Source organism: Leifsonia sp. RAF41, from assembly GCF_052114085.1.
Lineage (GTDB): Bacteria > Actinomycetota > Actinomycetes > Actinomycetales > Microbacteriaceae > Leifsonia.
Genome location: NZ_JBFREB010000001.1, coordinates 999,203 through 1,023,846 on the forward strand (window position 1 = coordinate 999,203; position 24,644 = coordinate 1,023,846).

Annotated in this window: 27 protein-coding genes; 10 read left to right on the top strand and 17 right to left on the bottom strand. The window is 69.5% G+C overall.

Going from position 1 to position 24,644, the window contains the following annotated elements; translation table 11 throughout:
- Positions 1–53: 53 nt before the first annotated feature.
- Positions 54–311, bottom strand: coding sequence for a hypothetical protein (locus tag AB4Y74_RS04715; RefSeq protein WP_441797959.1), 258 nt, complete (start codon positions 309–311; stop codon positions 54–56).
- 123 nt (positions 312–434) lie between these two features.
- Here AB4Y74_RS04715 and AB4Y74_RS04720 point away from each other — a divergent pair, with 123 nt between their 5' ends.
- Both AB4Y74_RS04720 and AB4Y74_RS04725 read left to right on the top strand, forming a co-directional pair.
- Positions 435–749 carry a DUF7882 family protein gene (locus AB4Y74_RS04720; protein ID WP_441797960.1) on the top strand — a complete coding sequence of 105 codons (315 nt, stop codon included), beginning with the start codon at positions 435–437 and terminating at the stop codon, positions 747–749.
- Positions 750–905: 156 nt separating this feature from the next.
- A complete protein-coding gene (locus AB4Y74_RS04725) occupies positions 906–1,166 on the top strand; it encodes a hypothetical protein (protein WP_441797961.1) in 261 nt (86 codons plus the stop codon).
- Between the two features lie 26 nt (positions 1,167–1,192).
- On the opposite strand, the gene AB4Y74_RS04730 is transcribed toward AB4Y74_RS04725, so the two are convergent.
- Positions 1,193–3,751 carry an ATP-binding protein gene (locus AB4Y74_RS04730; protein ID WP_441797962.1) on the bottom strand — a complete coding sequence of 853 codons (2,559 nt, stop codon included), beginning with the start codon at positions 3,749–3,751 and terminating at the stop codon, positions 1,193–1,195.
- Between the two features lie 124 nt (positions 3,752–3,875).
- Between AB4Y74_RS04730 and AB4Y74_RS04735 the strand changes: the two genes are divergently transcribed.
- Positions 3,876–4,148 carry a hypothetical protein gene (locus AB4Y74_RS04735; RefSeq protein ID WP_441797963.1) on the top strand — a complete coding sequence of 91 codons (273 nt, stop codon included), beginning with the start codon at positions 3,876–3,878 and terminating at the stop codon, positions 4,146–4,148.
- A 16-nt stretch (positions 4,149–4,164) separates the two neighbouring features.
- Here the strand turns inward: AB4Y74_RS04735 and AB4Y74_RS04740 are convergent, their stop codons facing one another.
- The 6 genes from AB4Y74_RS04740 to AB4Y74_RS04765 all read right to left on the bottom strand — a co-directional run bounded on the left by AB4Y74_RS04740 (position 4,165) and on the right by AB4Y74_RS04765 (position 9,366).
- Positions 4,165–4,812, bottom strand: a complete 648-nt coding sequence (locus tag AB4Y74_RS04740) for an NADPH-dependent F420 reductase (protein WP_441797964.1) — start codon at positions 4,810–4,812, stop codon at positions 4,165–4,167.
- 54 nt (positions 4,813–4,866) lie between these two features.
- Positions 4,867–6,054: an OmpA family protein gene (locus AB4Y74_RS04745; protein ID WP_441797965.1), complete on the bottom strand. Its 1,188-nt coding sequence runs from the start codon at positions 6,052–6,054 to the stop codon at positions 4,867–4,869.
- On the bottom strand, positions 6,051–6,944 hold the full coding sequence (locus AB4Y74_RS04750; RefSeq protein WP_441797966.1) for a hypothetical protein: 894 nt from the start codon (positions 6,942–6,944) through the stop codon (positions 6,051–6,053). The genes AB4Y74_RS04745 and AB4Y74_RS04750 overlap by 4 nt, the downstream gene beginning before the upstream one ends.
- 9 nt (positions 6,945–6,953) lie before the next feature.
- Positions 6,954–7,307, bottom strand: a complete 354-nt coding sequence (locus AB4Y74_RS04755) for a hypothetical protein (protein WP_441797967.1) — start codon at positions 7,305–7,307, stop codon at positions 6,954–6,956.
- Complete coding sequence (locus AB4Y74_RS04760) at positions 7,294–7,950, bottom strand: hypothetical protein (protein WP_441797968.1); 657 nt, start codon at positions 7,948–7,950, stop codon at positions 7,294–7,296. The genes AB4Y74_RS04755 and AB4Y74_RS04760 overlap by 14 nt, the downstream gene beginning before the upstream one ends.
- 102 nt (positions 7,951–8,052) lie before the next feature.
- The gene (locus AB4Y74_RS04765; protein ID WP_441797969.1) at positions 8,053–9,366 is read right to left on the bottom strand and encodes a MinD/ParA family ATP-binding protein; all 1,314 of its coding nucleotides are present in this window, start codon (positions 9,364–9,366) and stop codon (positions 8,053–8,055) included.
- 91 nt (positions 9,367–9,457) lie between these two features.
- Between AB4Y74_RS04765 and AB4Y74_RS04770 the strand changes: the two genes are divergently transcribed.
- Complete coding sequence (locus AB4Y74_RS04770) at positions 9,458–10,270, top strand: ABC transporter ATP-binding protein (protein WP_441797970.1); 813 nt, start codon at positions 9,458–9,460, stop codon at positions 10,268–10,270.
- Positions 10,267–11,061 carry an alpha/beta fold hydrolase gene (locus AB4Y74_RS04775; protein WP_441797971.1) on the top strand — a complete coding sequence of 265 codons (795 nt, stop codon included), beginning with the start codon at positions 10,267–10,269 and terminating at the stop codon, positions 11,059–11,061. Before AB4Y74_RS04770 ends, AB4Y74_RS04775 begins: the two co-directional genes overlap by 4 nt.
- Here the strand turns inward: AB4Y74_RS04775 and AB4Y74_RS04780 are convergent.
- A complete protein-coding gene (locus AB4Y74_RS04780) occupies positions 11,054–12,454 on the bottom strand; it encodes a DUF2252 domain-containing protein (protein ID WP_441797972.1) in 1,401 nt (466 codons plus the stop codon). The genes AB4Y74_RS04775 and AB4Y74_RS04780 overlap by 8 nt on opposite strands.
- Before the next feature lie 102 nt (positions 12,455–12,556).
- Here AB4Y74_RS04780 and AB4Y74_RS04785 point away from each other — a divergent pair, with 102 nt between their 5' ends.
- The 4 genes from AB4Y74_RS04785 to AB4Y74_RS04800 all read left to right on the top strand — a co-directional run bounded on the left by AB4Y74_RS04785 (position 12,557) and on the right by AB4Y74_RS04800 (position 15,723).
- Positions 12,557–12,895 (top strand): hypothetical protein, encoded by a 339-nt coding sequence (locus AB4Y74_RS04785; protein ID WP_441797973.1) that lies wholly within the window; start codon positions 12,557–12,559, stop codon positions 12,893–12,895.
- Between the two features lie 93 nt (positions 12,896–12,988).
- Complete coding sequence (locus tag AB4Y74_RS04790; protein ID WP_441797974.1) at positions 12,989–14,077, top strand: ATP-binding protein; 1,089 nt, start codon at positions 12,989–12,991, stop codon at positions 14,075–14,077.
- A gap of 198 nt (positions 14,078–14,275) precedes the next feature.
- Positions 14,276–14,899 carry a hypothetical protein gene (locus AB4Y74_RS04795; protein ID WP_441797975.1) on the top strand — a complete coding sequence of 208 codons (624 nt, stop codon included), beginning with the start codon at positions 14,276–14,278 and terminating at the stop codon, positions 14,897–14,899.
- A gap of 209 nt (positions 14,900–15,108) precedes the next feature.
- Positions 15,109–15,723, top strand: a complete 615-nt coding sequence (locus tag AB4Y74_RS04800; RefSeq protein ID WP_441797976.1) for a hypothetical protein — start codon at positions 15,109–15,111, stop codon at positions 15,721–15,723.
- Positions 15,724–16,036: 313 nt separating this feature from the next.
- Here the strand turns inward: AB4Y74_RS04800 and AB4Y74_RS04805 are convergent, their stop codons facing one another.
- From AB4Y74_RS04805 to AB4Y74_RS04830, 6 genes are all read right to left on the bottom strand, one after another.
- Complete coding sequence (locus tag AB4Y74_RS04805) at positions 16,037–17,266, bottom strand: AI-2E family transporter (RefSeq protein WP_441797977.1); 1,230 nt, start codon at positions 17,264–17,266, stop codon at positions 16,037–16,039.
- A 140-nt stretch (positions 17,267–17,406) separates the two neighbouring features.
- The gene (locus AB4Y74_RS04810; protein WP_441797978.1) at positions 17,407–17,895 is read right to left on the bottom strand and encodes an SHOCT domain-containing protein; all 489 of its coding nucleotides are present in this window, start codon (positions 17,893–17,895) and stop codon (positions 17,407–17,409) included.
- 100 nt (positions 17,896–17,995) lie between these two features.
- On the bottom strand, positions 17,996–18,868 hold the full coding sequence (locus AB4Y74_RS04815; RefSeq protein WP_441797979.1) for an NAD(P)H-hydrate dehydratase: 873 nt from the start codon (positions 18,866–18,868) through the stop codon (positions 17,996–17,998).
- Positions 18,861–19,580: a histidine phosphatase family protein gene (locus AB4Y74_RS04820; RefSeq protein ID WP_441797980.1), complete on the bottom strand. Its 720-nt coding sequence runs from the start codon at positions 19,578–19,580 to the stop codon at positions 18,861–18,863. The genes AB4Y74_RS04815 and AB4Y74_RS04820 overlap by 8 nt, the downstream gene beginning before the upstream one ends.
- Complete coding sequence (locus AB4Y74_RS04825) at positions 19,577–20,515, bottom strand: hypothetical protein (protein ID WP_441797981.1); 939 nt, start codon at positions 20,513–20,515, stop codon at positions 19,577–19,579. Before AB4Y74_RS04825 ends, AB4Y74_RS04820 begins: the two co-directional genes overlap by 4 nt.
- Positions 20,516–20,601: 86 nt before the next feature.
- On the bottom strand, positions 20,602–21,456 hold the full coding sequence (locus AB4Y74_RS04830) for a helix-turn-helix transcriptional regulator (RefSeq protein WP_441797982.1): 855 nt from the start codon (positions 21,454–21,456) through the stop codon (positions 20,602–20,604).
- Between the two features lie 101 nt (positions 21,457–21,557).
- On the opposite strand from AB4Y74_RS04830, the gene AB4Y74_RS04835 reads away from it, so the two are divergent.
- Positions 21,558–22,331 carry an SDR family oxidoreductase gene (locus AB4Y74_RS04835; protein ID WP_441797983.1) on the top strand — a complete coding sequence of 258 codons (774 nt, stop codon included), beginning with the start codon at positions 21,558–21,560 and terminating at the stop codon, positions 22,329–22,331.
- Between the two features lie 12 nt (positions 22,332–22,343).
- Here AB4Y74_RS04835 and AB4Y74_RS04840 read toward each other — a convergent pair whose 3' ends face one another.
- Together AB4Y74_RS04840 and AB4Y74_RS04845 are read right to left on the bottom strand one after the other, a co-directional pair.
- A complete protein-coding gene (locus AB4Y74_RS04840) occupies positions 22,344–23,429 on the bottom strand; it encodes a DNA glycosylase AlkZ-like family protein (RefSeq protein WP_441797984.1) in 1,086 nt (361 codons plus the stop codon).
- Between the two features lie 10 nt (positions 23,430–23,439).
- Positions 23,440–24,555, bottom strand: a complete 1,116-nt coding sequence (locus tag AB4Y74_RS04845; protein WP_441797985.1) for a DUF998 domain-containing protein — start codon at positions 24,553–24,555, stop codon at positions 23,440–23,442.
- Between the last annotated feature and the right edge of the window lie 89 nt (positions 24,556–24,644).

Here is a 24,644-nt window from a genome sequence, read left to right on the forward strand (position 1 = left end):
ACGGAACGCGCGGCCCCATGAGGCCGCGCGTTCGGTGTGCGTATCTCAGAGAATCAGAGGGCGTCGAAGGAGTCGATGTCGACGCGCTGCTCCTCCTGGCGCGTCGCCGGCGGGTCGACCTCGATCTGAGCCCAGGTCACCGGCATGCCGGGGGAGAACAGCACATCCACGCCGGGACCACCCCGGAGCGGCGGGATGGTGACGTAGCCGCCACCGGCGCGCACCGCCTCCAGAATCTTCCCGCGGAGGTCGTCCACCGGATCGGGGAGAAAGTAGTCCTTTCCATCGACCGTGAGGCGGTGAACGATCATGCGGTTATCCTTTCGACGCGAATGCTGTAGAACCCTATCGCGCGGCCACCGTACACCTGTATTCCAGGCGTATAGGCTCACAGCAGCAGTGAAGCGCGGTAACAACGACCCGAAAGGCTCCCAGTGGGCACACTCCGCTACGACGGCGAAAGCTATGAACTCGACGACCGCCTGCTGTTCCACATGCAGATCGCGATCAGCACCAAGCTGCGCCGGGGCGAGAACTTCTTCCTCACCTGGCCGGTCCCCGCCGAGCTCGGAAGCGGTCGCCACACGATCTGGGTCGACAACGGTGTCGCCCTGCACATGTTCTTCTCGGGCTCCAAGATCCCGACCCTCAACAAAGACTGGATCGAGGCCATGATCCAGACCGGTGGACGCGCCTCCGGGATGGTCGTGATGGACGAGTCGGAGCTGCGGCCGCCCGGCCAGCGCTGACGCCGGGCCAGCGGGAAGCAGCAGGGTGAAGGGCTTATAGCGGAAGCCGTTCACCCATGCAAGGCCCCCCGGTTTTCTTGCGTCCCGGAACCGGTCGTCCGATCATCTTCTTACACGTCCGATCGCATCCCGACGGCAGAAAAGTAAGGAAGAACCGTGGCCGAACAGCTCGCCGACATCATCGATCTCCCTACCGAGTACGTCTCCTGGCACTCGCCCGCCGCCTCCCTCTGGGTGGCCTCCACCCCGACCGCGTACGTCGGCATGGTCGACCGCAACCACGACGGTTTCGTCGCCACCGACTGCACCGGACGTGAGCTGGGCGTGTACGCGACGCAGGAGTCCGCACGCATCGCCGTCTACGGCGCGTGGGTGGCACCGGCTGCTGACAACGAGGAGCAGGCCCTCATCGCCTGACCCGTTTCCCCGCTTGACCGCGTCCGTCAGTTGAGGCTGGGCTCGGTGAGGGCCTCGGCGACCGCCTGCTCGACCCCCAGCTCGCGGCCCTCGGCGACCGCCGCCGCGAGACGGCCGGCAGGCGCTGCCGCGGCGAGGCGGTCAAGGTATCGCTGGTGGAACGTGAACGTGGGGCCGTTGTGCGTGCCCGACCGCTCCCGCAACGCGTGGGCTGCCCCCGCCAGCCGACCGGCCCGGTCGACGTCGCCGGCCAGGGCCGCGACGGCCGCCAATCCCTCGAGTCCGTAGGCGATCCCCTCGATGTGCCCCAGGGAGGTGGAGAGCGTGACACTCAGCGCGAAGTCCTTCCTGGCGTCCTCGGGGGACCCGAGGAGGAGGTGTGCCCAGCCCAGATGGTAGGCGGCGATGCGGCCGCCCACCCCGTCCCCGCTGCGCTGGGTGAGCGCCAGGGACTCGTCGAAGCGGTCGAGGGCCGTCCGGACGTGCTGCTCGAGCAGTGCCACCCGGCCGAGCAGCACCTGCGCCATGGACTCGCCCCAGACGTCCCCGGTCTCCCGGAAGAGCTGGAGGCTGCGCTCCATCACCTCGGCCGCGCGGGCGCTGTCGGGCTTCTCGCCGGCCATCAGGGCGAGAGCGAGCGAGATGTAGGCCATCGCCTCGCCGGTGCGGTCCCCGCTCTGCCGGAACAGGTCGGCGCTCTCGGAGAGATCGGCCGCCACGCGCCCGTCCGGGTCCTTCCAGAAGCGAATGGTCCGAGTGAAGTACAGGGCGATCGCGCGCGTCCGATCGTGGAGGAGGTCGCCGGACTCGAGCGGCTCGTCCATCCAGGTGCGCACCTCGCCGAGGAGCCCGATCACCCAGAAGTACAGGAACAGGTTGAAGGCCAGTTGCGCCGCGCGGTCCCAGTCACGAGCATCCAGCAGGTAGCGCTCGGCTGCACGGAGGTTGTCACGTTCGTCGCCGAGCCGCTGCATCCACTCGCGCTGACCGCCGGCCTTCAAGGGGAGTCGCGCCCGGGATCCGAGGTCGATGAAGTACCGGGCGTGGGCGTCGCGGGCGCTGTTCAGGCCGCCATCGGCGGCGAGCTGCTCCCTGGCGTACTCGCGCACGATCGCCTGCATCGTGAAGCGGGGACGGTCATCGCTGTCGTGCTGGGAGACCAGACTCGAGTCGACGAGCACGGCCAGGTCGCTGAGCACGTCGGCTTGATCGCCGTCGGTACCCACGAATTCCGCGGCCTCGAGGGTGAAGCCGCCTTCGAAGACACCCAGCCACGACAGCAGCCGCCGCTGATCGGGCGACAGCAGTTGGGTGCTCCACTCGATGGTCCGCCGGATGGTCTGCTGGCGTTCGGGGAGGTCGCGCGATCCGCCGACGAGCACGGAGAGCCGGCGGTCGAGCCGGTCGAGCAGCTCGGCGGGGGAGAGCACCCGGATGCGCGCGGCGGCCAGTTCGATCGCAAGCGGGGCGCCATCCAGAGCGGCGCAGACCCGGGTCACCGCCTCGGTGTTCTCCGGGGTGATCTCGAAGTCCGGCTTCACGGCGTGCGCGCGCTCGACGAACAGGCTCACCGACGAGTCCTCGGCGAGGGGCCCGACCTCGTAGCTCTGCTCGGCGCTCACCCGGAGCAGAGCTCGGCTGGTGACCAGCATCGACACCCCGGGGGCGGCGGCGAGGAGTCCGGTGAGCAGCGGGGCGGCGTCCAGCACCTGTTCGAAGTTGTCGAGCACCAACAGGATACGGCGGTCGCGCAGCGCGGTCACCAGATTGTCGACGATGGGCGCGTCGCCGGTGTCGCGCACCCCGAGCGCTTGGGCGATGCGGTTGGGGACGCGCTTCGGGTCATGGACGGCGGAGAGGTCGACGAATACGGCGCCATCGTCGAAGTCCTGCGCCGCTGCGCGGGCGGCGGCGATCGCGAGACGGCTTTTGCCGATCCCGCCCGGTCCGGCGAGGGTCACGAACCGGGTGCCGTGCTCCAGCCGGTCGACGATCGCCGCGATGTCGCCGTCTCGCCCGACGAGTCCCGTCAGTGGCACCGGAAGGCGGACCGGCTCGACGACCCGGTCGGCGTCGCTCGCGACGTCGGCGGTCACGACGGCGCGGCTCTGGTCGAAGCGCTCGGCCAGCAGGGTGGCGAGGTCGTTCTCGATCAGCTGCGCCAGTTCCTTCGGGGTCTCGAAGTATTTGTAGGCGGCCCGGTCGTCGTCCCGGATGCGGGCGAGCAGCGTGGCGAGCTTGGGCTCGCGGGCGTCGGCCGGGCTCTTCACGTAGAGCAGGCGGGGTAGTTCGGGTGGGCACAGGTTGTATTCGTCCTCCAGGCCCGAGACTTCTTCGTCGGGTGCGACCCAGCCGTAGCGCTCCCAGTAGAGCCCGAGGAAGACGTCGCTCTGCTCCAGGTAGGCCCGGTACAGCTCCCGAGGGGGATGCGGGCGGGCGCCGAGCTCGAACATCACGGGCGCGAGGTGGAGGCGTTCGATGGCCGTACGCGCGGCGCGGCGCTCAGCGGCGAGCTCCTGCAGCGTCGAGGAGACGAAGATCCGGAGCCGCTGGTCCGGCGTGCGGATTATATGAGGGTGGCTCATGTAACGTCATTGTGTTGCGTCCACATGGAAAAGTACAGAGGGTAGTCGGGTGTCCCTTTAGCACCTTGGTCGCTGATCGCGCAAGGCTCTTCATCCGCTTCTCTCGCCGCGGTTAGCTAGGCATGTGAAAGAAATCGCCTGGTACGTCTTCGGATTCTCCGCCGCTGTCTGCGCGCTGGCCTTCGGACTGCTCCTGGCGCCCGACGCCGCCGACGCCACCGAAGGACCGGGTGGGCTGTTGCAGCACATGACCTCCACCGAGTGGGCCGACCTCATCGTCGCACTGGTCTTCGCGACTGTCGCCTTCGTGAGCGGGAGCTACCTCTCCGCCCGCGCCGCGGCCGACGCGGACGACGCGACGGTGACGGTGGAGCTCGTCGCGGAGCCCGCGCACTGAGCCCCACCGTCCTCGATCACTTGTCGCGGTAGCGCTTCGCAGCGGCCAGAGCTTCGCGGAGTCCGGCCGCGTCGTACCTCTTCACGTAGGCCGGAGTATCGCGCTGAGCGCGCCACCCCTCCGCCAGCTCCCCGATGTCGATCGCGTCGAACCCGAACTGGTCGATGAGTGCGGCGACACGCTCGCGCGCCCCGGCGTCGTCGCCCGCCACGATGAGCGCACGGCGGTCGGGATCGCCGGCGGGCCGAGCCTGGCTGGTGAGCTCAGCGGCTCCGATGTGGTTGAAGGCCTTCACGACGTAGGAGGTCGGAAGGACCTTCTGCAGGCGCTCCGCAACGGTGGTGGACTCGTCGTCCAGCTCCGGGATGTGCCCGTCCCGCTGCGGGTAGTAGTTGTTCGTATCGATCACGACCTTGCCCGCGAGCTCGGCGACGGGCAGCGTCGCCTCGGCGGCGAGCGGCGTGGTCACCACGACGATGTCGCCGGCGGCGGCCGCCCCGGCGGCCGTTGCCGCGCGCGCGTGCTCGCCGAGTTCGTCCACGAGCCCCTGCAGGGTCTCGGGGCCGCGGGAGTTGCTGAGCACCACGTCGTAGCCGTGCGCCACCGCGAGCCGCGCGAGCTGGGATCCGATGTGTCCTGAACCGATGAGTCCGATAGTCGTCATGCCGGGGGGAACTTCGGCTGCCGCCCCGGCATTCCCATCATGGGTGGCTTCGCATCAGCCGCACAGGCCCACGCCTGCGGACGTGAGAATAACCGTACGATTCTGCTCGGCGAGGGCGTCGGAGTACTTTCCCGCAGCGTCCGTCTCGCTCTTCCAGCCGCACCATTCGTAGCCCACGCCCGCAGTCTGGAGAAGCGAGGTGGGGACGCCCAGTCCGACGAGCGCGGCCTTCACCGCGTCGGCGCGCCGCAACGACAGGGCCGTGTCGGCGGAGTTGTCCGTCGCCTGGTCCTTCGAGGCGGTCCCGGTGACCCTCACCGGCTTGCCGTTCTGCTCGATCGCCGGCACGAGGGTGGAGAGCACCGTCTGGGCGGCCGTCGGGTCCGAGAACTCGGCCGTGTCCTTCGTGAAGAGCAGGTCGCTGTTGCGAATGACGACGGGATGCGTCCAGTCCGTCTTCGTCGCCACCGCCTCGACCGTCACGGGAGTGACGGCCGGCAGCGCAGCGGCTGCGCTTCCGGACGCAGGCTCGGGGAGCAGCGAGAGGGTGCCGCCGGCAGCCTGGACCACGGCGGACCAGATGGCCTCCAGGTTGCTGCGCGCCGGGACGGTGAGCGGTTGCTGGGCTCCCGCGACGTCGCCCATCCCGGACCAGTAGACCGTCACACCCTTCAGATCCGACGGCAGCAGGTTGCGGGCCGTCAGATCGGAGACCACCTGGGTCGGGTCGGCGTAGAGCAGGCCGGTGCCGGCGAAGTTCAGCGGGTCGGTGGTCTGCAGTCCACTGCCGATCACGACGACGCCCATCGGGTCGCTGCCGAGGTTGCGTGCTGCCTGGTCGATCGCTCCGAGGTAATCGACCTCCGGAGCGGTCGCCTTCAGACCGTCGATGTAGGAGGCGATCTGCGTCAGCTTGGTGCGCTGGTCGTTCTGGCAGACGATCGCATCCTGCGCCGACGAGCCCAGTGGTGTGGTGCCCATGACCTGCGGCGTGCCTGACGGCACCACGACGGTCACCGCGCCGTTCGTCTTGCCCGCGGCCGCCAGCTGCGTCGAGGCGGAGGCGGGGAGCGCCACCGCAGGCGCGTTCGCGGTGCTGCCGGCGACGACGCCGAGGTTGCGTTTGTGGGACTGGTCGCAGGCTTCGCCCGAGGCGGTTGCGGGCGCGCAGGCCGTCAGACCGGCGCACACGGCGACGACGGCAGCGGCGGCAGCGAGGAGCCGGCTGCGGGTCCGGTTCACTGGAGCCCTCCGGTCGCCGTGCCCGGAGTCGATCCGCCGGGAGGCAGTGGCGCCGCGACGTCGGCCGCTTCGACGCTGCGGCGCGCCCGAAGCTCCCGGATGATCTGGCTGGTGCTCTCCGGGTCGCGCTCGCGCTGGGCCAACCGGGTGGCGAGCTGGGCGCGGACCACGTCCATCCGGGAGTGGAACGTCACCCGCGCCCCGGTGTAGCGCACGGCGTCGTGGGCGTCGAGTTGCAGGGCGGATCGCGTCCGCTCCTGTGCGGCGACGGCCTCGCCGAGCAAGCGGTCGCGGTGCACCCGGAGTCGGGTCGCGTGCGCGTGCGCCTTCTCGGCGGCGGTGAGGAGCGGGCGTGTGGTCAACCACGCCGCGACGAAGCTCAGAGCGCCGGAGGTCATGAGCACCCCGAGCATCAGGAACGCCATGATCGTGTCGGGCGCCGTCCAGGAGAAGCCGGCGGGAGCGGCGGTCTGCGAGCCGCCGACCAGGCCGGTGAGGCCGCCGGCGCTCTGCGCGTCGATGCCGGCTTTGATCCGCGCGACGGTGATCGCCGCGAGGATGGCCGCCCAGATCAGACCGAGAACGATGGCGGTCGCGATCCAGCGGCGCGACATCACTCCCGCCTGTACGCGTCGCAGCAGGATCGCGACGACGTGCGGGAGCGTGACGACGGCCAGCGAGATCCCGAGTGTGATGACGTACATCTGCAACCCGATCGAGCCGTACTGGCTGTCGTTCCGGAGCAGCAGGGTCAGCGCCTGGGCGAGCAGGATGTAGTCGACCGCGATCATGGCGGCGAGCAGCACATAGACCATCGCGTGGGCGAAGGGCGAGATGTGGCCGACGCGGGGGCGCAGGCGCGGCGGGCGGGTGACGATGTCGCGTGCCATGGCGTCCTCTCAGGCGTAGGTGTGGAAGTCGGGATCGTGACCGGCGAGCTTGGCGTCCAGCCGCTCGACGTCCTGGTCGGCGCGACGGATGTCGGCCTCGGCGCGGTCGAGCGCCCGTCGGATCAGCTCCTCGCGTTGCTGCGCCTCGGCGACCCGCGCCGAAGCGGCGGCGACATTCCGAGTGCGCTGCCCTTCCAGGTGGGCGACGCCGGCGCGCTCGAAGGCGGAGAGCTCGTGCTCGAACACCTCGAGCGTCTCGACGTCGACCGCGTGGCGCATGCGCCGCAGCCTCCAGAGGAGCCGGCGGCGCAGGCCGCCGGTGGCGGGGACGCGATAGTCTTTCAGCCGTTCACGTCCGGGCATCGGTCCTCCTGGGGTCGTCGTCATGTTCGCGGGTGGTGTCGACGGTTCGGGATGCGCTGATCGGGTGCAGCGCGTCGACCGCGGTCCCGCGTGCGGTGAGCCATTCCGAGCGCCGCAGCGCGGGCGGGCGGGGTGCGACGCGTCCGGCCGTGGCCTCGCGGAGCGCGCCCCAGTAGATCGCGGTCTTCTCGTCGGATCGGTCGAACATCCGTGCCGCCCGCAGCTGGGCCGCGGTGAAGTGGGAGTTGATGAGGGCGCTGAGCTCGTCGGCGCGACGGTTCGCGCGCCGGACGCGCCGCTCGAGGCGCCGCAGCTCCTCGAAGGCGGGTCCGCGTCCCTCGGCGACGTTCCGCCGGTCGCCGTCGGGGACCCGGTCCAGCTGCTCCTCGTACGCGTCGAGATCGCCGCGCAGGGCCGAGACGAGCACGCGGTGCTCCGTCAGCTCGCGGCGCATCCCGCGGAAGAAGCGCTGCTCCTCCCGCCGGGCGTAGGCGTCGGCGCGCGCCTGCAGGGTCGCCACGGTCGGGGTCGTGGCGTCGCCACGATCCGGCTCCGTGTCGTGCACGGCGGCGGCGTCGCGGCGGGCCAGCCGGGCCAGCCGGCGGCGAGCCAGGAGCCCCACTCTCAGTGGCTGCGTCGTCATATCGGGGGAGCGTAGGCACTGGGCCTGTGCGTCGGCTAGGTGGATGTCGAAGAAAGCCCGAACGTCACCGAACCGTGACCCGCGGTCCGGGCCTGCCCCGGGTCAGAGTCCCTCGGCGACAGCGGCGGCGGCATGCAGCCACGCACGGCGGGTCGGCTTCGCCAGCGAGGCGAAGTCGAGTCTTCCCCCGTGCAGCGCCGGATCGAAGGGAATCGTCACCGCCCGCCGGGCGATCGGCTCGAATCCTGCCGCGACCGTCCGTGCGTCGGTGCGGTTTCGTGTCCGCTCGGACTGCGAGACGACCACGACGGCGTCCCGCGCGAGCCGGGCCGACCGTTCGTCGCGCTGCGCGAGGGCTTCGAGCAGCAGCGCTCCTGCTTCGGCGTGCTCACCGAGCGCGGTGGTCGCGATGACCAGCTGGTCGGTGTGGTCGATCATGCGCAGCCAGCGCTCGGCCGACTCGTCGTTGCCCGAGTCGACGAAAATCAGCCGGAAGTACTTGGCGGCGACCGCGTGGAGCCGGTCGAAGTCCTCGGTCGTGATCCGCTGCTCGGTCGCCAGCATGGCGGGATTCGACCGCAGCACGTCGTACTTGTCGCCGGTCTGGTGGTGGACGAAGTAGCCCAGCTCCGACGACTGCGCGGCCGGAGAGAGCAGGTGCTCGACCGCCGGGAGCAGGGTCTGCAGCGTCGCGTCGTGGGCCGCCTGCTCCGTCCGCCAGCCCAGCGTTCCGCGGGTCTCGTTGTTGTCCCAGGCCAGCACGCCTGATCCGCCGTTACGTGCGAAGACGGACGCGAGCATCGCCGTGGTGGGCGTCTTGTTGGCGCCGCCTTTGCCGTTGACGATCGAGACCGTTCGTGGACCGGCCCAGTGCCGGCTCACCGCCTGCACCTCGGCCCGCTCCTCCCGCTCCGAACGCGAGGCGGCGACGGGGACCCCGACGCGCACGAGGACGCCGCGCCATCCGCGGCCGGCCCGGTCGGTCCGGGGCTGCTCCTGGAGGAACGACGTGCGCTGCGGAGCATCCAGCGCGTTGTGCGTCCCCGCGGCGTGCGCTCCGTGGGCCGGGCTCGGTGGCGGCACCTCACCGGACTCGCCCGGATCCGCTTCGAGCGGCTCCTCTTCGCCGATCTCGCCATCCGGGTGCACCGCGAGCAGCCACGCCCCGTCGTCGTCCTCGGCGGTGAGTTGCACCGGGCGCCCGAGATCGGCCGCCACAGCGGTCACCCGGGTGAGAACGGCATCGCGCAGCTCTTCCAGGCTCTCGGCCGCGAACTCCTCCCGCTCGCCGTCGACGCTGAGTTCGGCGGTGGCATCGCCGCGGAAACGCGCGGTGATGAGGGGGAGGGTCGGCAGGTCGAGGGCCACGGCGTTCGGGTTCTCCTTCTGACGCATCGCTGTGCGGGATGCATACATCGATCACGCACAGTAGACCCGGCAGCCTGGCCCGAGAAGGGACGCTCTGCCGATTGCCAGGGTCGCCCTCGGCGGTGGATAGGGTGGATCGGTGAGCCCCGCACCCGTCCTCGAACTGCACGATGTGACTTTCCGTCGCGGTGGGACGCACATCCTCGAGGGCATCGACCTCACCGTCCGGGCGGGGGAGCACTGGGCGCTGCTCGGTCCGAACGGCGCCGGTAAATCGACCGTGCTCGGCTTCTGCGGGGCTCTCAGCTTCCCGACATCCGGCACCGTTGATGTGCTGGGCAGGCGTCTCGGCCGCGTCGAGCTCCAGGAGTTGCGCCGCCACATCGGCCATGTGAACCCGCGGCACCCGGTGCGCTCGCCGCTGACCGTGACCGAGGTGGTCCTGACCGGGCTCACCGGCACGCTGGAACCGCCGATGCGCTGGGAGGCGACGGCGGCGGAGCTGGAACGGGCGCGCGACCTCGTGCATGCGGTGGGCCTGGACGAACGGTCGGACGCCCGCTGGCCCACACTGTCGCAGGGCGAGCGCGGCCGCGCACTCATCGCCCGTGCGCTCATCTCGGACCCGCGCCTCCTGCTCCTCGACGAACCCACGACCGGCCTCGATGTCGCCGCTCGCGAGCAGCTGCTCGAGACCATCGACGGGCTGTCGCACAGCTCGCCCGATCTCGCCTCCGTGCTGGTGACCCACCATCTGGAGGAGCTTCCCGAGACGACGACGCACGCGTTGCTGATCGCGCACGGCAGAACGCTCGCCGTCGGCGACATCGACGAGGTCATCACGACCGAGACCGTCTCGCGGGCGTTCGAGCACCGCATCCGGGTGGAAAAGGGGGACGGCCGTTGGAGTGCGCGCGCCGTCCGCGAGCGCCCGATCGTGCCCGCCTCGTGACGGAGTTCGCGACCGCCGACGACGGCACGCGTATCGCCTTTGAAGATCACGGCGTCGGCGTGCCGGTCCTGCTCATCGCCGGCCAGGCGACCGGGATGCACGGCTGGGGTCCCTTCGCCGACGCGCTGGCCCACGACTTCCGGGTCATCAGCTACGACCACCGGGGGATCGGGGAGAGCGGGATCGGCGATCCCGCCGCCTACTCGACGCGCGGCTTCGGCGACGACGCCGTCGCGGTGCTCGACGCAGCCGGAGTGGCGGCGGCGCACTTCGTCGGCCACTCGATGGGCGGCCGGGTCGCCCAATGGCTCGCCGCCGACCACCCCGAGCGCGTTCGTCGTCTGGTGCTGATCGCCACCAGCTCCGGCGACCGCAGCGCGGCGCCACGCCACCCCTCCGCGATCGCCGACCTGCTCAGCGGCGACAGGGACCGGATGCTCCCGCTGTTCTTCGACGCGGACTGGGCGGGCGCGCATCCCGACGACGTCGACCGCTTCTTCACCCGCGTGGCCACACGTCCCGCGCTGCGTGGGCACTTCGCCGCGAGCCGGGACCACGACGGATTGGCCGTCCTCGACCGCATCCGCGCCGAGACGCTGGTCCTCCACGGTACGCACGACGCATTGACGCCTGTGGGTCACGCCCGCGTGCTCGCCGAGCGCATCCCGCATGCGTCGCTCGCCGAGTTCGACGCACGGCACGGCCTCCACCTCGACACTCCCGGCGTCGAGGATGCGGTGCGCGCGTTCCTCCTGCCGGAAGGCCAGCGGGCAGGCACCAGCGTCAGGTGACGGCGAACACCCCGTCCCGTGCCGCCACGCGGAACTCGGCGAAGTCCGCCTCCGCCTGGTCGGCGTAGCGCTCGGCCCAGTCCGACGTCGCACGCACGAACGAGGGCCCCGAGCCGACATAGCCGGACACGAACGCCGCCTTGGGCGAGCGGGCGTGGGCCCGTCCGAGCACCGCGGCGCACATCCGGCCGTAGTCGAAGAACTGCGTCGGGTTCATCGACGGGATGTCGAACGAGGCGTTCCGGTTGCGGAACTGGCGCATGTAGAAGGCGAACCCCTCCACCCGGAGGAATCCGAGGAATGGGTCGGATACCGCCTGCAGGATGCGCTGGCAGGCGACCACGCGGTACCCCTGCTCGTCAGGAAGCAGCGTCAGATCCAGGTATCCGGGCAGCGGGGCGACGCCGCCGAAGCGCTCCACGACGGAAGCCTCCGCCTCCTTGAGCTGCAGCAGGACCGCTTCGCCGGTGGGCCCGCGGAGGGCGATGATGAAGCACCGGGTCCCGACGCTGCCGACCCCGACGACGCGGCGGGCGACGTCGTCCAGCCGCAGCTGGGATGCGAGCAACGCCGTATTCGGCGGGAGGGTCGTCCGGTAAAGCTGGTAGGCGCCCTCGGCCAGGGCCTGCACCTCGGGTTCGGCGCGCCGCAGGATGGGTGGATTGTCCACGAAACGCAGCACGCCGTTCTCATCCGTCTCGAGGGTCTTGCGAGCGACGCGCTCACTCGTGCGTTTGAGCGACTCCTTCGTCACCTGGTCGACGAGCTTGACCATGTCGGCGCTCAGGGCATTGCGGTTGCGCCGGGACTCGACCGTCGCGGGCGCGTAGTAGCGGTTCAGCAAGGGGGCTTCGAGCGTGCGCTGCAGCGCGGTACGGTATTGCGCGGCGGCCGCCTCGGTGGCCTCGCGGAGGGCAGCGGCCGGCAGCGAGAGCGAACGTCCCGCGAGGACGACGCTGGCGAGAAGGCGCTTCAGATCCCACTCCCACGGTCCGACCGTCGACTCGTCGAAGTCGTTGATGTCGAACACCATCGAGTTTTCTGGCGACCGGTAGATGCCGAAATTGCTCAGATGGGCGTCACCGCAGATCACCACCTCCGCGCCGGTAGTCGGTGCGCTCGCAAGGTCGGCGGCCTGGATCGCCGCCGTTCCGCGGTAGAACGCGAACGCGCTCGTGCTCATCCGCTCGACCCGCAGGTCGATCAGGTTCTGCAGGCGGTTCTCGTGCTGCGCGCGCAGGATGCCGACCGGGTCGCGCCCCGGTGGTGGCTCATACTCGGCGAGATCGGAGCGTGGTAGGTCGGCGCGCGCGGCGCGACCCGCCTCGAACAGCTCCTCGGCCGTGAGCGGGCTCTCGGCACGCTCACCCGCCTCCGCGACGTCTAATGACATGCCGCACCTCCTTCCGGAAGGGGGCTCGACGTCGGGCGCCGGGCACCACCGGGTGTCGACGCGCTCATCATAGGTCCGCACTCGGCCGCTAGGGTATCCAGAATGCACGGATGGATCGAGCACCGCCGCGAGGACGGCGAGCGCGTCGGATGGCTGCGTCCGGAGGGGGACTCCTTCGTCCCGGTCGACCTCCTGGGGCGCGAGCTCACCGGCCCGGTGGACTGGCTCACGGGTGAGGAGACGCTGGAGCGGGCAGGGATCGGCTACCTGGCCGACCGGTATGAGCTGCTCCTCGACGACGGCCGCCGTCTGCGCGTCCGGCTGACCGAAGTGTCGACGCAGCGGATCGTCGTGAAGAAGGACGACTTCGGCGCCATCGACGCGCCGCAGCTGACCTACACGCTGCCGTTCCCTCTGCCGGACACCCTGCGGCCCGCCTGAACCGACCGGGCGGATTGTGGGCTGTTGGCACGCCGCATCCCGGCGCTAGCATCGGCCGCACGCGGGCCGGACGGCCCGACGGGAGGAGGCCCCATGATTCCGCTGACCGTCGGCACCACAGTAGAGACCCCGGAGCGGCCGGCCGTCCTCGACGGCTCCCGCTTCAACCGGCACACGTTCTGGTGCGGGCAGAGCGGGTCCGGGAAGACGTACGCGCTGGGCGTCGTGCTGGAGCAGCTGCTGCTGGAGACCGAGCTGCCGATAGCGGTTTTCGACCCGAACGCCGACTTCACCGAGCTTTCCCGTACGCGTGAGGATGTCGAAGAGGTCGACGCAGCGCGTTGGCGCGACCTCGACATCCGGACGTTCCATTCCAGCACCGAGCGGGAGCCGCAACTCCACATCCGGTTCGTCGACCTGAGCGTTCCGTCGAAGGCCGCGGTCGGCCGGCTCGACCCGATCATCGACGAGGAGGAGTACAACGCCCTCCTGCACATCGACGTGCGACCGGAGAATTTCGCTCGGGAGACCTTCATCCAGACCCTGGCCGCGTCCACGGACCCCGCGCGGCGGCGTCTGGGGCTGCGGCTCGACAACCTCCAGGTCCTCGACTGGCCGCTGTGGGCGTTCGGGAGGTCCTCCAGCGCGGCCGTCGTCGCGGAGCGCCCGCGCGCCGTGGTCCTCGACGTCGGAGGCTTCACGCATCCCGGAGAGCCGCAGGCCGCGGCCCTCGGAATCTTGGAGGACCTGTGGCTGAAGCGGATGGAGCGCCGGCCCGTGCTCATCGTCATCGATGAGGCGCACAACTTCTGCCCCCCGACCCCGCGAACGAGTGTGGAGGCGCAACTGACCGAGCAGCTCATTCAGATCGCCGCGGAGGGCCGCAAATTCGGCCTCTGGCTGTTCCTGTCGACGCAGCGGCCGACCAAGATCCACCCGAACGTCCTCTCCCAGTGCGACAACCTGGGCCTGATGCGGATGAACTCGCCACGCGATCTGGCGGAGCTCGCCGATGTGTTCGGCTTCGTGCCGCCCCAGCTGCTGGAGCAGTCCCCGTCGTTCCGCAAAGGGGAGGCCCTGTTCGCGGGCGCCTTCACGGACGAGCCGCAGCGGGTCCGGATCGGTCGCCGCCTCACCGTCGAAGGCGGCGGCGACCTCGCGGTGGCCGAGCGGATCGGTTAGCGGTAGCGCCCGAGCCGGGGTTCAGTTTCTGACGCTCAGATTCGCACGAGACTGCCTTTTGAGGCGCGCCGAAAAAATCTTCTACACATGTGCGTCATTTTTGACAGACAGCTGCGTCTACCTAGCTGGGTAGTGATTCGGGCCGCATTGCGCCTCACCCTCGAAGTCTCCCGGTTTCGCTGGTCGTAGAAGGAAAAAATGAAGAAATTCGCATCGCTGCTGCTGGTTGTCGGGGCCGTCCTGACCGGGTGCACCGCGTCGGACCTCGCTTCCCAGCCGAGTCCGTCGGCGCCCACCACACCGAGCCCATCATCAGCGGTCAGGAGCGGCCCCAAGTTCACTGGGCCTTATGCGGCCGAGCTTGCGGAAAGGTACGCGAAGTCGCACTCGACTTTCGAACGCGAGGCGCTGGCTGATGGCAAGGTCACCGATGCCGAGCAAGCTGAGATGATCGAACGTTTCCGAACGTGCTTATCCAGCAACGGACACGAGCTGGACTCGTTCAAGAAGTCAGGGGCGCATGAAATCAGCGCTCACAATCCGAACGAAGACGCCGAAGTAGGCAGGAAACAAATCGAGTCGTGTGACAAGTATGCCGGGCTCTACACGGTCGGTCTCATCTATTCAGCGACACTTCTGAATCCCCAGAACATCGACCTCATACCGAAGATTGTTGCCTGCTTCAAAAAGCATCATTTGGTTGGTCCCGGTTACAGCAAAAGCGACTACCAACGTGGGCTTCCGCATTTCCCGGACGACAAGAGAGACGCTGAAGTGACCCAATGCAACGATGACCCGCTGAACCTCGCCAAGGGTGAATAGCTCAAATCGGGGCTGAAGCAGCCGCGCGGCGTTCAGCGTTCGCCGCGCGGCGATCGTCCTTGTTGCCGTCTCTGCGGTTCATGCCGACCCAGCGGCCGACCGGGACCCACCCGAACCTCCTCTTCGCGGCACCTTCACGGACGAGGCGCGCGTGATGGTTCACGGCCTCGCTCTTGACGTCTCCGGTCCCGCTAGCGATCGAAGGAAAAATGAAGAAACAAACATCGTTGGTGTTGGCCGTTAGTGCCGCTCTGACGGGGTGTACCGCACCGGGTGTTGCCTCCGTGTCGAGTCTCTCGCCAACTTCCACCCCCGGCCCGTCGTCGACGGCGGCGGGCGGCCCGAGTTTCTCTGGCCCGTACGCGGCGGAGCTTGAGGAGAGGTACGCGAAATCGCACTCGGCTTTCGAGCGCGATGCGTTAGCCGATGGCACGATCACCGATGCCGAACAAGCCGAGATGATCGAACGTCTGCGGACCTGCCTGGCCGGTATCGGGATGAAATTGGTGAAGTACACGAAAGGTGGCGGCCAGGAGATCGAAATACTGGACAAGAGCCAAGATCCAGACGCCAGCAACGAAGCACTCGAGTCGTGTGAGACGTCTTCTGGGTCGAACACGGTCGGGTTGATCTACGAATTGACGCTCAGAAATCCGCAGAACATCGACCTCGTACCGCAAATCGTTGCCTGCTTCAAAAAGCACCATCTGGTTGGCCCCGGATACGACTACAAGCGTGGGCTTCCCCATTTTCCGGACGACAAGAGAGAGGGTCAGGTGCAGCAATGCAACGATGATCCCCTGAGCCTTGCCACAGGCAAATAGCCGATGTCGAGGCTGAAGCAGCCGCGAGTGTTCACCGTTCGCTACGCGGTCGTCGTTGTTGTTGCCGTTGTCGCCATCGCATTCGGTTCGGGAGTGACCGCTGCGTGGATGGCGGCGAAACCGCAGAGTCTGGCGACGGCGAAACCGCTCGCTCAGGTCCCAGTGACGAAAACGCCACACTTCACGACAGAGAAGCGACGTTCGCGCTCGGAGGGGCAATCGTGTTGGCAGCCGGTGTGGCAGGCCTACTCGGTGCGTTTGTCGCTGCCGCACTGACACGAGAGAAGCACCTCTTCCGGTACTTCAAGGACCGCTAAAGACTCCGACCGCGCTCCTGATGGCGCTCCTCGCGCCGGGCGAGAGACTCCTCCTTCATCAGCTCACGGGTGTGCGCCAAATCGCCGATGATCGGTCGCCACAGTCGCGCTCGCGGGTCCGAGTCGACGAGGATTGCGCGGAGCAGCAGGGTGATCGGAATGGCCAGGATGGCCCCGATCGGACCGATGACGACCGCCCAGAACAGTACGGAGAAGAAGGTGAGCGTCTGGCTCAATGCGACCGCGCTGCCCACCACCTTCGGCTGCACGACCGACTGGACCACGGCGTTGATGATCCCGTAGACGATGACGATCGCAATCACCGTTCCCCAGCCGCCGGTGAGGTAGCCGAACACCAGCGGCGGCACCAGCGCGAAGAAGTAGCCCACATTCGGTATGAAGCTGCACAGGAACGACAGGATCGCCCACAACAGCGCCGCGGGGACTCCCAGGATCCACAGCAGGATGCCGTTGAGGACACCCTGCGCGATTCCGAGCAGTGTCGTGACGACCATGTACCGGCGGACGGAGTGGGCGTACGCGCTCATCGCGTACACCAGGTTCGGCCGCGTCGGCTTGAGTTGCCGGAGCAGCGACGGCGTATAGGCGGCATCTGCGGGCATCAGGATCAGCATGGTGAGCACGATCACCAGCAGTGTGACGATGCCGAGGGCATTCCCGAGGAGCCCGGTCAAGAAGTTCAGCATCGTGCCGGGATTGAAACCGGACTTGATCTCCTTGACCTGCTCCGGGCCGACGCCGATGCTCTGCAGCCAGGAGGTGATCTGAGCGCCCAGCTGCTGCAGCTGCGGTTTGTACTGGGGCAGCATCGTAACGAACTGGGCCAGCGCGACCCACAGCAGGCCGATGAAACCGGCCAGCAGCGCGAACACGGTCAGGCCGACGGCACCCGTGGCCAGGCCTTGGGGCGTCCCGTGCCGCTCCAGCCAGACACGCACCGGCTGGGCGCAGATCGTCAGGACGAGGGCGAGGAACGTGGGCGCAAAGATGCCGCCGATGGCCGCGATGCCGAACGAGAACACCACCGCGGCGGCGAGGCCGAGGAGGATGCGGAGCCCCCGCCCGATGCCGCCTGTTGCGGCGAGCTCCGCGTCCGGATCGGCCGGACCGGCTTGCTCGGCCACGCGCGGACGGCGGTGGAACGGCCAGCGGCGCGGCCGGGACGCCGCCGGTTGCGGTGGAGATTCGGGTTCATCCGCGCTCATGTCCGCTTCCCTCCTCACGACGGCGTCCATCGGGCGCGCGGTGTCGGCCCCCGGGTTTCCGCAGCCGTCGCTGAGAGCGGCGACGGCTGCGGTCCTCGGGTGTCCGGCCGGTCAGGACGGCTGTCGTGACCGGATCGTGCTCAGGCCGTCGGCGCCGCCGGCGGCGTTGTGGCGGGTCCGGCTGTTGCGGCCGGGGCCGCGGGTGCAGAGGTGGCGGCGCCGGGTGCGGTGGCCGGGCCGGTGTGGCCGGAGAGGGCGCGCGCCTTCAGGTGGGCGAACTCGTCGGGCGTGATCGCTCCGCTGTCGAGCAGGGCCTTTGCCTTCGAGATCTCGTCTGCCGGGCTCGAGGTGGCGACCTGGCGGATGTAGTCGTCGGTGGCGGACTGCATCTGCCGCGCTTCCTTCTGATTGCGCTCGGCCATTCCGGGCCCGCGCGCGATCAGGTAGACCAGCGCGGTGAGGAACGGCACGAAGATCAGGAAGATGATCCACAGCGCCTTCCACCAGCCGTTCAGTTTGTGGTCACGGAACAGATCGCTGATGATCGCGAACAGCGCGAAGAGATACGCCACGAAGGCGAAGCTCCAGAAGAACAACCAGACGACGCTCCAGAAGTTGCTCCAGTCCATGGTGGACTCCCCTTTCGACTCCAGCTCGGTGTCTGGATGTGCGGTGAGAGTATCGCTGGGCGCGTTCGCACGGCTAGAGGGAAATTTGGGGGCCCGCCGGTCAGGTCAGAGCGTTGAGTTCGATCGTCAGCCGGTCTACGATCTCGGAGGCGAGAAAGCCCAGGCGACCGGCGCTTTCGGTCAGGGAGCGCCCTGCCGCGGCGTGCAGGTAGGTGCCCCAGACAGCGGCCTGGAGCGGCTCCGCGCCCCTCGCGGCGAGTCCGGTGATCGCTCCGGCCAGGGCGTCACCGCTTCCCGAGGTGCCGAGTCCGGTGTCGCCGTTGCCGACGGTGAACAGTCGGCCGTCCGGCGACGCGATCCGGCCGAAGCAGCAGACGACCGCCCGGTAGCGGTGGGCGAGCTCGCGCGTGTCCGCGTCCAGGTCGTCGACTTCGCGCCCGAGCAGCCGGGAAGCCTCCTCGGTGTTGGGTGTCAGGATGCGCGGGCCGTCGCCCGCGAGTCGCGGGTGCCCGGCGAGCGCGCCGAGGGCAAAGGCGTCGAGGACGAGAACGGCATCGCGGCCGGCCGCGCGCGAGGCGTGGCGAAGCATCCGGGCCGTCTCCGTCGCGTCGTCGAGGCCGGGGCCGATCAGCACGGCATCAGCGCCCGCCAGATCAGGTGCCGCTTCGCGGACGCCCGCACCGCGGACGCTGCCGCCTGACGTCTCCGGCAGCGGTACAACACCCGACTCCGGCACCGCGACCGCCACCTGCGCCGCGACGGATGCGCCAACCGCCAGGGTGAGGCGGCCCGCGCCGACGCGCAGTGCGGCACGGCCGGCGAGCATGGCGGCGCCGGGGGAGCGGAGCGCTCCACCGACGACCAGCACCTCTCCGCGGGATCGCTTGGAACCGGAAGGCTCGGGGAGCGGCCACGCGCGCAGCAGCTCGGGTGTCACGTCCTCCGCGGGCCGCGGGTCCTGATGTTCACGCATCGGTCCGGGCCTCACCCACGTGCTCCGTCGCGGGAAGGCCCGCGGCGGTGAGGTGCGTGTCGTCGGCGAACGCCTGCAGCGTCCACTCGTCACCGTCGCGGGTGAGCTCAGTCACCGAGGCGTTGGCGACGGGATGCGTCAGCAGGTGATCGGCCAGCTCGGCTTCGGACATCCGGAGCAGCACGTAGAGGAAGAGGCTGACGACCGCGTCGTGGGCGAAGACGACGACGACGCCGTCTTTCGCGTCGCTCGGGAGCGCGTCGCGCAGGAACGAGCGGATGCGCAGGGCGACGTCCGTCCACGCCTCGCCGCCCGGCGGACGGTAGTAGAACTTGCCGGACCAGCGGCGGCGGTCCGCCTCCAACGGCAGCCGGTGTTCCACCCCGGTCGCGGTCAGCCGGTCGAGGATGCCCAGTTCACGGTCGCGGAGCCGCTCGTCGAGCCGGAGGGGAGTCTCCTCGCCCAGCGCGAACCGCGCGGTCTGGATGGCGCGTCGGTAGGGGGAGCTGTACAGGACGGCGTCGGCCGGGAGCATCTCGCGCAGCCGGGAGCCGAGGGCCCCGGCCTGCAGCTCTCCGAGCGGGGAGAGGGTGACGTCGGCGTCGCGGGCCTCCACGGCGATGACGTCGGCGCCGGCGGCCTCCGCGGCAGCGGCCGCGACGTTCGCCGTGCTCTCGCCGTGGCGGATCAGGAGCAGGGTGCGGGCGGTCATGGAGTGGACTGTACGCCCGCCCAGTCGAGCACGCGGAGTGCCCGAAGCGTTATCCAGCGGCTCGGCTCGCCCACGGTCTCGAACGCGACGGACGGCCGCCCGCACAGCAGGCCGTCGAGCGCCCAGCGCCCGTCCGGCCGCCGTTTCGACCGCACCAGTTCGACGGCTTCTGCGACGCGGTCATCGAACGGAACGCCCGCGGCGCGCAGGAGGTCGAGCCCGCGAAGCACGTCGTAATGCCAGTAGTTCGGGAACCGGAAGTCCAGCCACGCCTCGTCGATCAGTTCGCCCGTGCTCAGGCGGCGCATCAGGCCCCGGTTGAGGAGGTACTCCTGCCCGCGCCGAAGCGACTCGCTGACGTCGGTCTGGCCGCCCGCATCCCGATACGCCGCCAAGGCCTCGACGACGCAGATGGTGCTGTGGAAGGAGCCGGGGTCGGCGGGCGTCTCGGCGTAGCAGTTCCAACCGCCGTCGGTCTGCTGACCGTCGAGCAGCTTTCCGAGGATGACCTCCGTCGCATGGCCGTACGGGGCGGCCGCGGTGAGCACCCGGCCGTTGATGCAGGCCTCCACCTCGCCCTCGAAAAACGGGCTGTGGCCCCACTCCTCGCCCCAGTCGACCCCGGCCGCTGTCCGCTCCAGCGCCGCGCGGGTGCGATCGCCGTCGGCGCCGAGCTGTGCCAGCAGGAGGACCACGGTGTCGGTCGCGTCCCGGTCGTCGGGCTTCCAGACCGTCCCGCCCCAGGTGCCTGCCGCATCCTGCAGGTCGAGCAGCTGGGCGCCCCAGCCCTCGCGCTCGACCCGAGCGCGCTCGGTGGCGACCTCGTCGTCGGAGGCGCCCACCAGATCCCGCAGCGCTTGCCAGCGGATCGATGGGTCGCCGTCGAGCAGCCAGTCGATGGTGCGATCGTGCACATCAGAAGCCCCCGCAGTCATGCCGACAGGGTACGCCGCGGCGTCACGCGAGCCACTGACGGAGGCGGCATACCGGGCTGGTGCGTGCGGCGGCCGCCTTCGACTGCCTATTCGCGGGGGGCGGCCGGGGCGAAGGACTGCGTGCCCAGCACCGAGAGCAGCGCCAGCTTCTCGGCGGCCTCCGTGCGCGGCGGTGCCGTGAGCACGAGAAGGCACTGCGACTGGTCCTCGGTGAACAGCGCCTGGCAGTCCAGCTCGATCGCGCCGAGCTCGGGATGGAGCAGCGTCTTGTGATCCTCGAAGCGACGGGCGACCTCGTGCTTCTCCCACAGGGTGGCGAACTCGGGGCTCTCGGCGAGCAGAGCACGCACCAGCTCGCCGGCACGCGACCGCGGACCCATGACGCCGTAGGCGTCTCGAAGCGAAGCGACCTGAGCGCGGCTCTGACGTGCCCGATCCTCCTCCGGGTACTGCGCCCGTGCGCCCGGATCGGTGAACCAGCGGTAGAACTCGCTGCGGGCGAGTCCGGTGTAACCCGAGCGGTCGCCGAACAGCGCGACCGCCATCCGGTTCTGCGCCAACGTCTCGCCGAGGGTCGAGAGGACGAGCGCCGGCGAGTCATCGAGGCGGTCCAAAACGCGTTGGAGCGCGGGCGCGACATGGCCGCCACCCGAGAGCCGGTCAGGAGTGTTGTGGCCGGCCACCCGATACAGGTAGTCGCGCTCGTCGGCGGTCAGCCGCAGGGCGCGAGCGAGCGACGACAGCATCTGCCCACTCGGCTGCGGGCCGCGGCGCTGCTCGAGCCGGGTGTAGTAGTCGGTCGACATGGCGGCGAGCTGGGCGACCTCCTCGCGGCGGAGCCCCGGAGCGCGCCGACGTGCGCCGGAGGGGAGCCCGACGTCCTCGGGATGCAGCGCCTCCCGGTGTCGGCGCAGGAAATCGGCGAGTGCGGCACGGTCCATCCCTCCATGATGGACGCGGTCGCGCCCGGGAACCAGGGATCGCCGATCCATGGATGAGCGCTCCACTTCCTGCGCATCACGCGTCGACCGAAAGTGGGGTCATGGACATCACAGGAAACACCGTCTTCATCCCCGGCGCGACCAGCGGAATCGGGCTCGCCCTCGCGGTCGCGCTCCACGAGCGGGGCAACACCGTCATCGTCGGCGGGCGCCGCACCGAACTGCTCGAGCGGATCGCCACCGAGCACCCCGGCATCGACACCGTCCGCATCGACACGGCCGACGCCGTCAGCATTCGCCAGGCGTCCGCCGACGTGATCGCCGCGCATCCCGACCTCAACGTCCTCGTCGCCATGGCGGGAATCATGCGGGTCGAGGACTGGCACAACACTGCCGGTTTCCTCGACTCGGCCGAAGCCGTGGTCTCGACGAACGTGCTTGGCCCCATCCGCCTGATCGCCGCGTTCGTCGAGCATCTGCAGACCCGGCCGGACGCCACCATCGTGACCGTGTCGTCCGGGCTCGCCTTCACCCCGCTGAAGGCGACGCCCAGCTACAACGCCAGCAAGGCCGCGGTGCACATGCTTAGCGAGAGCATCCGCCTGCAGCTGGCCGACACCTCGGTGAAGGTCCTCGAGCTGGAGCCGCCGGCCGTGCGGACCGGGCTGCTGCCCGGCCAGGAGGAGAGCGAGTTCGCCATGCCGCTGGACGAGTTCGTCGCGGAGGTCATGGAACTGATCGAGACGCAGCCCGAGGTCAAAGAACTCCAGGTGGAGCGGGTCAAGTTCCTCCGCTACGGGGAGGCGCGTGGCGACTACGACCGCGTGGTCGAGGTGCTCAACGCGTCTGACCCGCACGGCAAAAACGCGGCGTAGCGTGCTGTGGGCTCACGGCCGCCGCACCGTGAGCCCCAGCCAGGCCGCCAGGTCGTCCACGCTGAGGTCGACGTCGTCGCGGGTTCGCGCGTCGAACGGCTCGTCTTCGTGGACGGCGTCCACACGCAGCACCCCGGTCGTGCGGTCGGCGGTGGCGTCGAGCTTCCCGACCAGCCTGTCCTCGTGGAGGATGGGCAGCGCGAAGTAGCCCCACCGCCGCTGGGCGGCCGGCTTGTACATCTCGAGCAGGTACTCGAAGCCGAACAGCTCCAGAGAACGGACCCGGTCGTGGATGAGGCGATCGAACGGCGACAGCAGTGCCGCGCGCCCCGTGAAGGGCAGCCCGACCGCGTCCGGGTCGACGCGCCACTCCCGGTCGCTCCCGTCGACGCGTGCGGCAACACCCGCTCCGCCGACGAGTTGCGGTCGCGCGATCCCCAGCGCGCGCAACCGGCGTCCGTCGCGGAGCCCTGATGCCTCCGCCTCGGGCACCGCCTCGATCCCGGACGGGTACACGCGTTCGGCGAGATCCCAGGTGCGCTGCCGTCCGATGCGTCCGGAGACCGCCACGACGCCCCGCCGCTGCAGGAGCTCCAGCATGTGCGTGACGTTCTTCTCGTGTGTCCACCCGGTCGACTGCCACGGCACCTGCGCCGTGTCCGGGATGTCTTTCGACAGCAGCGGGCCGGAGTCGCGAAGCCTGTCCAGCACGTCTTCGCGGAAGCGCACATTCGCGTCGAGCCAGGCCTGCCAGGACCCGGCGATCGGCCCGGTTCTCATGCGGTCGAGGTTGAGGGCGAGGTCGGAGACCGGACGCACCATGGCGAACGGAGGCTGGACCGGATCGTCCTGGGCCTTCAGCTCGTACAGCGTCCGATCGCGTTCCACGGCCTGCTGGAGCTGCTCGGGCCGGTACGCCGACCCCAGCCGGGCGAAAGCGATCAGATCGGCGCTGGGTGCGATGGCGGCTGTCGGATCCAGCTGAAGGAAGGTGAGGTGCTCGACCAGTGGCACCAGGGCCGGCGAGTGTGCGGAATCGAGGCGCTGAGCGCGCACGGCGATGCGCCGGGCCTCATCACGATCGAGGACGATCTCCATGCCGCCGAGGCTACCCGGCGCCACCGACCACGGGCCGCTCTGACCCTCGACCCCGAGCGGCCGCCCCGCTCACGCGGAGGAAGACCGTGACCCACGCGAGAACGATGACGCCCGCGATCAGCTCCGTCGCGGTGAGCACGTAGTAACCGGTCACGAAGAACACGGCGGCCACCACGATGACCGCGAACGACGCGTAACCGAACAGCAGGAACGCGCGCGGCGCCTCGGGTACCGCAGGGCGCACCCAGAAGATGAGCAGCGCGAACGCGATGAGCATCCCGACCGCCGAGACGTTGTGCAGGATTTGCGACACATCCAGCGGGAAGAGCCCGACTCCCGCCAGCAGCACGCCGATCAGGATGAGGCATACGCGCACACGGAGGGTCGCGGCCCGCAGAGCCGGGTCGACATGGGTGAGGTCCGTCGCATACCGCGCGATGGCCGCCATCATCAGCCCCGCCAGGATCAGCGTGAGGTTGAAGGTCAGCGACGAGACGCTGTTCGTCATCCCGAGGGCACTCAGGTGGAATTGCCACCAGTGCGGGTCGGGAGCGGTCAGTGTCGCCACCAGGATGCCCACTACAGCGAATGCCGCCAGCACCGTCGACAACCGCATCAGATCCATCCGCGTCGCCGAAAGGAACACCGCGTAAGCCGTCACGCCCGCCGCTGCTCCGGCGAGGGCCGTCGCCGACACCGCGTAGACGGTCGCGTCGGTGAAGCCGTCCGCCAGCACCGCGCCGAGCAGGAGCCACCCGAGCAGGGCGATGATCCCGTGGGCGAGGGCGATCACGGCCGTGTCGAAAACCGGGACCGCCGGAGCTGTACGCGGGCCACCGCCCGGCTCGCGGTCGGGCACGCCGCCGAAGGGCGTCAACGTCTCGCGGTGCCACAGCCGGCCGACGACGTACGCGGCCACCGCCAGGACGCCCGCCGCCAGAGCGGTGAACTGCGACACCGAGCCGGGGCCGGCGATGGGGAGGGAGCGGCCCCAGAAGAAGGGAAGGGATACGATGCCCGCGACGACGAGCGCTGCAGCGCCGACCACGATGGCCGCCCCCTCGAGGTCGAGCGCTGCCGCTCGCGCGGCGACCCGCCCGGTGGTCCTCTGCCGCACCCCGGTCATGACGTCGGCCCCCCGGCCTTCCGAACGCTGCCGTGCTCGATCATCCGGGGCTCCCTTCGCGTCGGCTGCATGATGCCTCCTGGGCAACG